Source organism: Pseudomonas sp. MF6751 (assembly GCF_016613265.1).
Classification (GTDB): Bacteria; Pseudomonadota; Gammaproteobacteria; order Pseudomonadales; family Pseudomonadaceae; genus Aquipseudomonas; species Aquipseudomonas fluorescens_BV.
The window spans coordinates 20,383-28,913 of sequence record NZ_JAENSV010000058.1 but is presented as its reverse complement, the minus strand read 5'-3'; the positions used below and the strand labels follow the sequence as shown (position 1 = coordinate 28,913).

9 protein-coding genes are annotated in these 8,531 nt (G+C 62.1%); 2 read left to right on the top strand and 7 right to left on the bottom strand.

Annotated elements, in window-relative coordinates; all coding sequences use genetic code 11:
- Positions 1-244 precede the first annotated feature (244 nt).
- On the bottom strand, positions 245-883 hold the full coding sequence (locus JJD66_RS25775) for a GNAT family N-acetyltransferase (protein ID WP_200649344.1): 639 nt from the start codon (positions 881-883) through the stop codon (positions 245-247).
- A 48-nt stretch (positions 884-931) separates the two neighbouring features.
- Here JJD66_RS25775 and JJD66_RS25770 point away from each other — a divergent pair, with 48 nt between their 5' ends.
- Positions 932-1,804: an undecaprenyl-diphosphate phosphatase gene (locus tag JJD66_RS25770; RefSeq protein ID WP_200649343.1), complete on the top strand. Its 873-nt coding sequence runs from the start codon at positions 932-934 to the stop codon at positions 1,802-1,804.
- On the opposite strand, the gene JJD66_RS25765 is transcribed toward JJD66_RS25770, so the two are convergent.
- The 5 genes from JJD66_RS25765 to JJD66_RS25745 all read right to left on the bottom strand — a co-directional run bounded on the left by JJD66_RS25765 (position 1,801) and on the right by JJD66_RS25745 (position 6,340).
- The gene (locus JJD66_RS25765) at positions 1,801-2,763 is read right to left on the bottom strand and encodes a Dyp-type peroxidase (protein ID WP_200649342.1); all 963 of its coding nucleotides are present in this window, start codon (positions 2,761-2,763) and stop codon (positions 1,801-1,803) included. The two genes, JJD66_RS25770 and JJD66_RS25765, sit on opposite strands and share 4 nt — an antisense overlap.
- A 46-nt stretch (positions 2,764-2,809) precedes the next feature.
- Positions 2,810-3,628, bottom strand: coding sequence for a sugar phosphate isomerase/epimerase family protein (locus JJD66_RS25760; RefSeq protein ID WP_200649341.1), 819 nt, complete (start codon positions 3,626-3,628; stop codon positions 2,810-2,812).
- 2 nt (positions 3,629-3,630) lie between these two features.
- Entirely contained in the window at positions 3,631-4,830 is a 1,200-nt protein-coding gene (locus JJD66_RS25755) for an NAD(P)/FAD-dependent oxidoreductase (RefSeq protein ID WP_200649340.1), read from the bottom strand.
- Positions 4,827-5,153, bottom strand: coding sequence for a MocE family 2Fe-2S type ferredoxin (locus tag JJD66_RS25750; protein ID WP_034127287.1), 327 nt, complete (start codon positions 5,151-5,153; stop codon positions 4,827-4,829). Before JJD66_RS25750 ends, JJD66_RS25755 begins: the two co-directional genes overlap by 4 nt.
- Before the next feature lie 104 nt (positions 5,154-5,257).
- Positions 5,258-6,340, bottom strand: a complete 1,083-nt coding sequence (locus tag JJD66_RS25745; RefSeq protein WP_200649339.1) for a fatty acid desaturase family protein — start codon at positions 6,338-6,340, stop codon at positions 5,258-5,260.
- A 161-nt stretch (positions 6,341-6,501) separates the two neighbouring features.
- On the opposite strand from JJD66_RS25745, the gene JJD66_RS25740 reads away from it, so the two are divergent.
- Positions 6,502-7,554: a LacI family DNA-binding transcriptional regulator gene (locus JJD66_RS25740; protein ID WP_200649338.1), complete on the top strand. Its 1,053-nt coding sequence runs from the start codon at positions 6,502-6,504 to the stop codon at positions 7,552-7,554.
- A 40-nt stretch (positions 7,555-7,594) separates the two neighbouring features.
- Here JJD66_RS25740 and yghU read toward each other — a convergent pair whose 3' ends face one another.
- Positions 7,595-8,422, bottom strand: coding sequence for a glutathione-dependent disulfide-bond oxidoreductase (gene yghU, locus JJD66_RS25735; RefSeq protein ID WP_105226529.1), 828 nt, complete (start codon positions 8,420-8,422; stop codon positions 7,595-7,597).
- Positions 8,423-8,531: the final 109 nt, after the last annotated feature.

Genomic DNA, 8,531 nt, shown 5'->3' with positions numbered 1-8,531 from the left:
GATTTGGGGGGCCGCCGCCACGCGCCATCCATGGCGCGGGGCGGCTAAACCGGCATCCCTGCCGGTTTACCCCCCAAATCCCTGTCGAATTCCGGCCAGCGTGGTTTGACGGGGCGCTTAAGATCAAGATCAAAAGCAGATCAAGAGCAAGATCAAGAGCGACTCGCTTCGCATCGTGGTTACGGGGTTGATCGCCACAGCCTTGTTCAGATATCTATGCTCATCGAGAGAAAGCCCCAACCCCTCAATGCAACGAAGCCCGGGTAATCAGGTAGCTCACCAACTGCGGCTCATCGTCCAGTTCAATGCTCTGCACCGGACGCGGCAAGTTATCCAGTACGGTGCGCCAGAACGCCTGGGACACCTCGTCCTGATCATAGAAACGCACCAACCAATTGGCCGCGCCGCTGCACAGCACCTGGCTGGCGATGGCGCGGCCGATGCCTTTGCGGCGGTAGCGCTTGAGGATGAACAGGTCAGCCAGTTCCAACGCGTCGATGCCCGGCAGTTCGCTGCTTTCGATCAACAGGAAACCGGCGATATAGCCGTCTACCAGCAACAGGTTGGCGCTCCATTGCGGGTCGCTCCAGTAGCGGGCCAGGTGTTCGTCATGGATGTAGTAACGCCCATCGATCTCGACATCTTCTTGTTCCCAATCCGAAGACTCATAGGCGTAGTACTGGTAAAGATTACGGATCAGTTCAGCTTCTTCGGGGCCGGTCTGGATCAATTCGACGGTGGTTTCGGGCATGGGGCTCTCGGTGGAAAAACGCAGGGCGCCATTGTTCACAAAAGTGCTGCCCACGCCAATGGCTTGGCGAATCCTTTCTATTAGCTGAACCGATTGCAAATAGCGGTTGCCCTGGCCGAAATCCTGAAACATTTAGAATAAACTTCGCCGATTTTCCCCTATTGCTCAAGGACACGTATTTTGACCAACGCCTGTACCGCCGGCCTGGATGTGGGCTTTGCCTCCCTGGATTACCTGCAAATCTTCATCCTTGGGGTGATCCAGGGCATTACTGAATTGCTGCCGGTGTCGTCCACCGCCCACATGCGAGTGGTGCCTGCCCTGCTCGGCTGGCAAGACCCCGGCTCGGCGTTTTCCGCAGCCATGCAATTGGCGGCGCTGGCGGCGGTAGTCAGCTATTTCTGGCGCGATGTGCGTCAGGTCACCACCGGCAGCATCAGTGCGGTGCGCCGGGGTGACTACAACGACCGCTGGTTCAAGCTCGCCGTGGCGATTGTGCTGGCAACCGTACCGATTGGCATTGCCGGCCTGGCGTTGTCGTCGACCTTGAATGCGTGCAACTCACCCTTGCGCGGGCTGATGGTGATCGGCATTTCCTGCGTGGTAATGGCGGTATTGCTGGCCCTGGCTGAAGTGCGCGCCCGCCATACCCGCGACGTAAGCCAGATGCGCTTGCGCGATGCGCTGATCGTGGGGGTCGCGCAGATCGGCGCGTTGATTCCCGGCGTATCGCGTTCGGGCTCCACGTTGACCGCGGCGCTGTTCCTGAACTTCAAACGCGAAGAAGCGGCGCGGTTTTCCTTCCTGTTGGGCTTGCCGGCCATCGCCCTGGCCGGCTTGAAAGAGTTGTGGGTGCTGCTGCGCGCCGACCTGCCCGCCCACGCCTGGCCGCACTTGATCTTTGGCCTGGTGGTGGCCAGCGTCTCGGCGTTTTTTGCCATCTGGGGCCTGATGAAATTTCTGGAGCGTTTCTCCACCTGGCCGTTCGTGATCTACCGTGCGCTGCTGGGGATCTTCCTGATTGTGGCGGTCAGCACTGGATTGTTGAGTTAAGCCGCCGGTTCGCGGTCGGCCAGCGCTTCGAGCAAGTCGGCCGAGGGCACGAAGAACAGGCCGCCGGTCACGGCCGTGCTGAAGTCGAGCAAGCGGTCGTAATTGCCGGCCGGGCGGCCGACGAACATGTTTTCCAGCATCTGTTCCAGAGGCTGAGGCGAGCGTGCGTAGCCGATGAAATAAGTGCCGAATTCTCCCGCGCCTGGGCGGCCGAAGGGCATGTTGTCGCGCAGGATCTTCACTTCTTCACCGTCCTGGTCAGTGATCACTGTCAGGGCGCTGTGGGAGTTGCTCGGCTTGGCGTCTTCGTCCAGTTCGATGTCCGATAATTTGGTGCGCCCGATCACCTTCTCTTGAGCCTCCACCGTCAAGCCATTCCACGCGGTCATGTTGTGCAGGTATTTCTGCACTAGCACATAGCTGCCGCCTTCGAACTCAGGGTCTTCATCGCCCACCAGGGTGAAGGCCTCGGCCTTGCGCCCCACCGGGTTCTCGGTGCCGTCGACGAAACCGATAATGCTGCGCATATCGAAGTAGCGAAAGCCCTGGACCTCGTCGACCACCTTCACGCTATCACCCAGGGCCGCCATCAGTTGGGTCGCCAGCTCGAAACACAGGTCCATCTGCTCGGCACGGATATGCAGCAGGATGTCGCCGGGGGTCGACACTGCCTTGCGCCCTTGCACACCGAACTCGCGAAACGGATGCAAGGCCGCCGGACGCGGCGCGCCGAACAGGCGGTCCCAGGCATCCGAGCCAAACCCGCAAACGCAAGTCAGGTTGCCCGAGGGCACGCGCTTGCCTACCGAGCGCACCAGGCCTGCGATGTCGGCGCACCAGGCCCGCACGTTTTCAACCGCATCGGGCGCCAGGGTGGCGACCATGAAGATCGCGCTGCTGGTGATCGGGTGGCACACCGATTGTGGTTCGAGCGGGGGACGGACGGGGCAGGTTTTCATGGGCATTCCACAGGCTGAGGGCGATGAACCCGCGCAGATTAGCAGATCATCGATGGCAACTGGCCCACACCTGACGAATCAGGGCTTTGAGCTTGAGGGCTTCGGCCCAGCGATCGGTGAGTTCGCGCCCCTGTGCGTCGCTAATCGCATAGGGTGGCGGGCCCAACTCGCAAGTGAAGGACAAGCTCTGCGGGGTGTCAGCGCGGCCCAGCCAGTGTTCGATCCCGTAGCGCCACCAGCCGGTAAACCGCTCGACCCACTGTTGGTGCTGGGGAAAATCCAGACCAACCTGCGCCTGTTCGCTGCTAGCAATGCGGCCATGAAAGCCCCAGCTGTGACGCAGAATGGTGCGTATCTGTTCGTCGTCTTCCACACTGCCGGGTTCGGGCAACTCGCGGCCAACCACGTAGTGGGACAGGTCTGCGAGCAGTTTCAGATCGGGCATCTGTGCCAGCAGGTCGAGGGTGAACAATAGGTCGTTGGTGAGCCGGTAACGGTGGGTTTCCAGCAGGATCGGGAAGTCCACCTGTTCGGCCAGGCGTTGCCAGCCGTCGATCAGCCTGGCCGCCTCGGCCTGGGTACGCGGGCGCACGTCGGCTTGCAAGGTGAGGTGGTGACAGCCGTAACGGCTGATCACCTCCAATGCCCTGGCCAGATCATCCACCGATTGCGGGAACAGTTGACCTTCAATCTGCAAGCCCCTGGCCGTGGCCGCCGCGTGCAGGCGCTGCACCGATGCAGGTGACCAGTAATGGTCGGTGATGCCGTCATAACCGGCGGCGGCGATGCGGTCCAGTTGCGCTTCGAGGCTGCCGGGCTCGGTTTGCATGGCCCACATCGATTGGAATACTAACAACTGGCGCATGGTCAGCCTCGCAATAACAGCTTCAGGGATACCTCAGGGTCGGCCAGGCTGGCCGGGTTGAGCGGGATTCGGGCAGTAATCAAGTGCTCGCACAGCTTGATGTCCTTGGCTGCGCGGTTACCCAAGGCCCAACCACAGGCACCCTGCAAACGGTGACGGTCGTCAAGGTAGAACAGCAGCAGGCCACCGTCTGGCAATTCCCGGCGAACCATCAGCGCCGTCATCACCCCGACGGTGTGCAAGCCCCACGCGTATTGATCGGACCAGAAACCCGGGATCGTCTCGAACGCCAACTCCCGCCCCAGCAGGTTCAACGCCGCGAGACGGCCCTGGGCTTCGGCGTTGCGCCAGGTTTCCTGGCGCTGATAAAGGCCCGCCAGGCGAAACTCGCACACATCCCCCGCCGCGTAGATATCCGCCGCACTGGTGCGCAACTGCGCGTCGACACGAATGCCCTGCCCGACTTCCAAGCCTGCCGCCGCGGCCAACTCGATGTTAGGCTGCATGCCAATGCCGACCACCACCAGGTCGCAGGGCAGCCGTTGCCCGTCGACCAGTTGCACGGCGTCGGCGTGGATGCACTCCAGCGCGACGTTCAAACGCACGTTCACACCCTGCTCACGGTGTAATGCCAGCAACGCGTCACTGATCACCGGCGGCAAAACCCGCCCTGCCAGCCGTGGCCCGGCTTCCAGTAGCGTCACCTCGCAGCCCAGCCCCCGCGCTGTCGCCGCCACCTCCAAGCCGATAAAACCACCGCCGACCACCACCAGCCTGGCGCCTGGCTTTAATTCATTGCGCAAGACCAACGCGTCATCATGGGTGCGCAGGTAAAACACGTTGGCCTGCTCCTGGGGCAAGCGTCGCGCCCGGCCTCCGGTGGCCAACAGCAGGCCGGCATAGCTCAACCATTGGCCGTCGGCCAGTTGCAGCCGGTGGTGCTGGGGCTCCAGGCGGCTGACCGGGTTGGCGGCGATATGCTCGACCCCGAGCACCGCCAACTGCTGGCTGTCGCACAGGCTGCATTGCGCCAGGTCGCTCGAACCTTGCAGCAAGCCCTTGGACAACGGTGGCCGTTCGTAGGGCAGATGCGCTTCATCGCCGATCAGGATCAGGCGCCCGCTGTAGCCTTCTTCACGCAGGGTCAGTGCCGCACGGCCACCGGCATGGCCGGCGCCGACGATGATCAGGGGGGCGTTCATCCTTCGGCCGTGACGGCGAGCAGCACCCGCCCCGCATCCACCCGCACGGGGTAGGTCTTGAGGTTGACGCACACCGGCGCGCCCAAGGCCTTGCCGGAGCGGTAATCAAAGCGCCCGTTGTGCTTGGGGCACTCGATCACATGGTCCATCACCAGGCCGTCGGCCAGGTGGATTTTCTCGTGGGTGCACAGGCCGGCGGTGGCGAAGAATTCGTTATCGGCTGAACGGAACACCGCATAGGTCTGCGCGCCGTGGTCGAAGCGCAGCACGTCTTCTGCTTCTATTTCGCCCACGGCGCAGACGTCGATCCATTGATCGTTCATACATTTATCTCCAATGACTGGCTCTTACTCTGTGGCGAGCGAGCTTGCTCGCGCTGGGCTGCGAAGCGGCCCTAGATTCGTCTGTACGGTGTAGGTCTGAAGGGTTATTGGGGCTGCTGCGCAGCCCAGCGGGAGCAAGCTCCCTCGCCACGGGTGGGGCGTTGGACGAAATAGCCGGGGTCGCTGCGCTGGCGCCAGATCGTCGGAATGATTTCCTGGTAGGCCTGCCACAAGTTGGCATACGGCGGCGGGCAGTCGCTGCGGATCTCTTCGTGCAGTTGACTGAGCGCGTGGTAAGGCACCATCGGGTACATGTGGTGTTCGAGGTGGTAGTTCATGTTCATGTAGATAAAGCGCAGCACGCGGTTCATGTAGATGGTGCGGCAGTTACTGCGGTGGTCGAGCACATCTTCGGCCAGGCCCACGTGTTGGCTGATTCCAAACAGATAACCGAGCCAGGCGCCATAGAGGCTGGGCAGGCCCACCAGCATCAGCGGCAACCAGCTGTGCAGGTACAGCGCGGTGCCGATGATCAGGGCGTAGAGGCCGACCCAGATACGCGCATCTCGGTACACCTTGGGCCACTCGGATTCGGGGATGAAGTCCTGCTCCTGGGCGCTCATTCGCCCGAGCGCATGGCGGGCCACGCCGCTGAAGGTCTTCCAGGCCAGGGGCAGGTTGAACAGACTGAGGGCCATCATCCATAAGCTTGGCGGGCGCGGCTCGACGATCTCCGGGTCGCGACCGACGACGATGGTGTCGGTGTGATGGCGGGCATGGCTCCAGCGCCACACGTGGGGTTCGAAGAGGCACATGAAGCTTGCCACCTGATACAGCGCATCGTTCATCCAGCGGGTCTTGAAGGCGGTGCCGTGGCCGGTTTCGTGCCAGCGCGGGTTGGAGGCCGTGCCGTAGAGCACACCGTAGGCGATAAAGAATGGCACGCAGGCCCAAGTGCCCCAGAACCAGTAGCCGCCGACACCGGTGGCCAACAACGCCGAGAACCACAGGGCGGTGTCGCGCAAGGCCGGGCCGTCACGGCGTTGCATCAGGGCTTTCATGCGATTGCGCGGGATGGGCGACTGGTACCAACGGGCCGAGACCAGGCCCTTGTCGGCGGCGCGGGCCGCTTCGGGGCCGGTGAGGCTGTAGTCGCGCCGAGCGCGGTGAGCAGTGTGTCCAGGCATTGTTATTGTTCTCCGCAAGCGTGGGTTTCAGGGGCTTTGCGAAACCAACGATAGAGCGCGGCTAAATCACCCTCAAGGCCTTGAATCCATTCCCTATCAAGCTATCATCCAGGCCCAGCGGGGCTTGATAGTTTTCTATCAAGACGCTCAAGGGGCCTGCCATGCACAACAACAAACGCCCAACCATCGCCACCGTTGCCGCCCATGCGGGGCTCAGCGTTGCCACCGTCGACCGCGTGCTGAACGCCCGCGCGCCGGTCAACCCCGGCACGGCCGAACAGGTGTTCCAGGCCGCCGAAGCGGTGGGCTATTTCGCCGCACGGCTGATCGGCCAGCGCATTCGCGAACGTCGGCCCACCTACCGTTTCGGCGTGCTGTTGCTGGGCACCGCCCAAGCCTTCTATGCGCAGTTGGCCCACGCCATCAGCGAGGCAGCGCAGCATCACGCCACCGCCAACCTGAGCTGCCAGTTCGACTACATCAACGACCGCACGCCCTCCGCCATCGTCGCGCAAATCGAACAACTGGCCGTGCAGTGCGACGCCCTCGCGGTAGTCAGCTTCGCCCATCCGTTGATCAACGCCTGCCTGGCGCAGATCCGCACAGCGGGCGTGCCGGTGGTTGCCCTGCTCTCGGACATCCATGAACACGCTGCCGAACCCTATGTAGGCCAGGACAACCACGTGGTCGGGCGCACCATGGGTTGGCTGCTTGCTCGCACCTGCGGCGCACGCAAAGGCAGCGTGGGCATCCTGCTGGGTGGCCATCGCTTTCTCGGGCATCAGGCCCGGGTCGAAGGCTTGCACAGCTACCTCGCCGAACACGCGCCGAGGCTCAAGCCGTTGGAGCCGCTGATCAACCTGGACAACTGCGACATCACCGAAGAAGCCACCCTCGACCTGCTCAGCCGCCATACCGATTTGCGTGGGTTATGTGTGGTCGGCGGTGGTGGCGACGGTGTGATCAACGCCTTGGCGCAACTGCCCAAGCGCCCGGCGCTGTGCTGCATCCTGCAAGAGTCCACGCCCTTGTCGCGTCAGGCATTGAGCAACGGGTTGATTGATGTGGTGATGGACTCGCAACCACGGCAGACAGCGATAGCACTGGTGCAATTACTGGTGGCGCTGCAAAGCGCCGAAGCATTCGACCCGACGCGCCATAGGGTGCATATACCGCCGCAGATCGTGACCCCGGAAAACATGTCACCTGATTAATGACGAAGCCCGCTCCCACATTTTTTTACCGTGCCAGGACTTAATCCAAATCGCTGGCGCTATGCCGCTCGGGCAACTGATCATCCCCCGACACCCGGTTCACCCGCCGCCCACGCTGCACCGCCGGCCGCGCATCAATCGCATCCGCCCAGCGCATCACATGCTTGTATTCATGTACCGACAAAAACTCTGCCGCACCATACAAACGGCCTTTGACCAACCCACCGTACCAAGGCCATATGGCGATATCGGCAATGGTGTATTCATCCCCGGCGATGTATTGGCTGACCGCCAGGCGCTTATCCAGCACATCCAGTTGGCGCTTGGTCTCCATGGCGAAGCGGTTGATCGGGTATTCCATCTTGCTCGGCGCATAGGCATAAAAATGCCCGAAGCCACCGCCCAGATAAGGCGCGCTACCCATCTGCCAGAACAGCCACGACAGGCATTCAGCCCGGGCTGCGGGCTGCGTAGGCAGGAACGCACCGAACTTCTCGGCCAGGTACTGCAAAATCGCGCCTGATTCGAACACGCGAATAGGTGTGGCGCCGCTGTGGTCCATCAGCGCAGGAATCTTCGAGTTCGGGTTCACCGCCACAAAGCCACTGCCGAACTGGTCGCCGTCGCCGATCTTGATCAGCCAGGCGTCGTATTCCGCGCCGCTGTGCCCCAGCGCCAGCAGTTCTTCAAGCAGTATCGTGACTTTCTGCCCATTGGGCGTGGCCAGCGAATACAGTTGCAGCGGATGCTTGCCCACCGGCAGCGGCTTTTCGTGAGTGGCGCCGGCGATGGGCCGGTTGATGCTGGCGAAGGTGCCGCCGCTTTCGGCGTCCCAGGTCCAGACTTTGGCAGGTACGTACTCGGTCATAATCAATGCTCCAGAGGCGCTTGCGATCAACTAAGCGCTCCAGACTAAACCAAAGTTTGATAACTCGTCACACCTATCAGCATGGAAGATTCGGCATGAACGACCGACT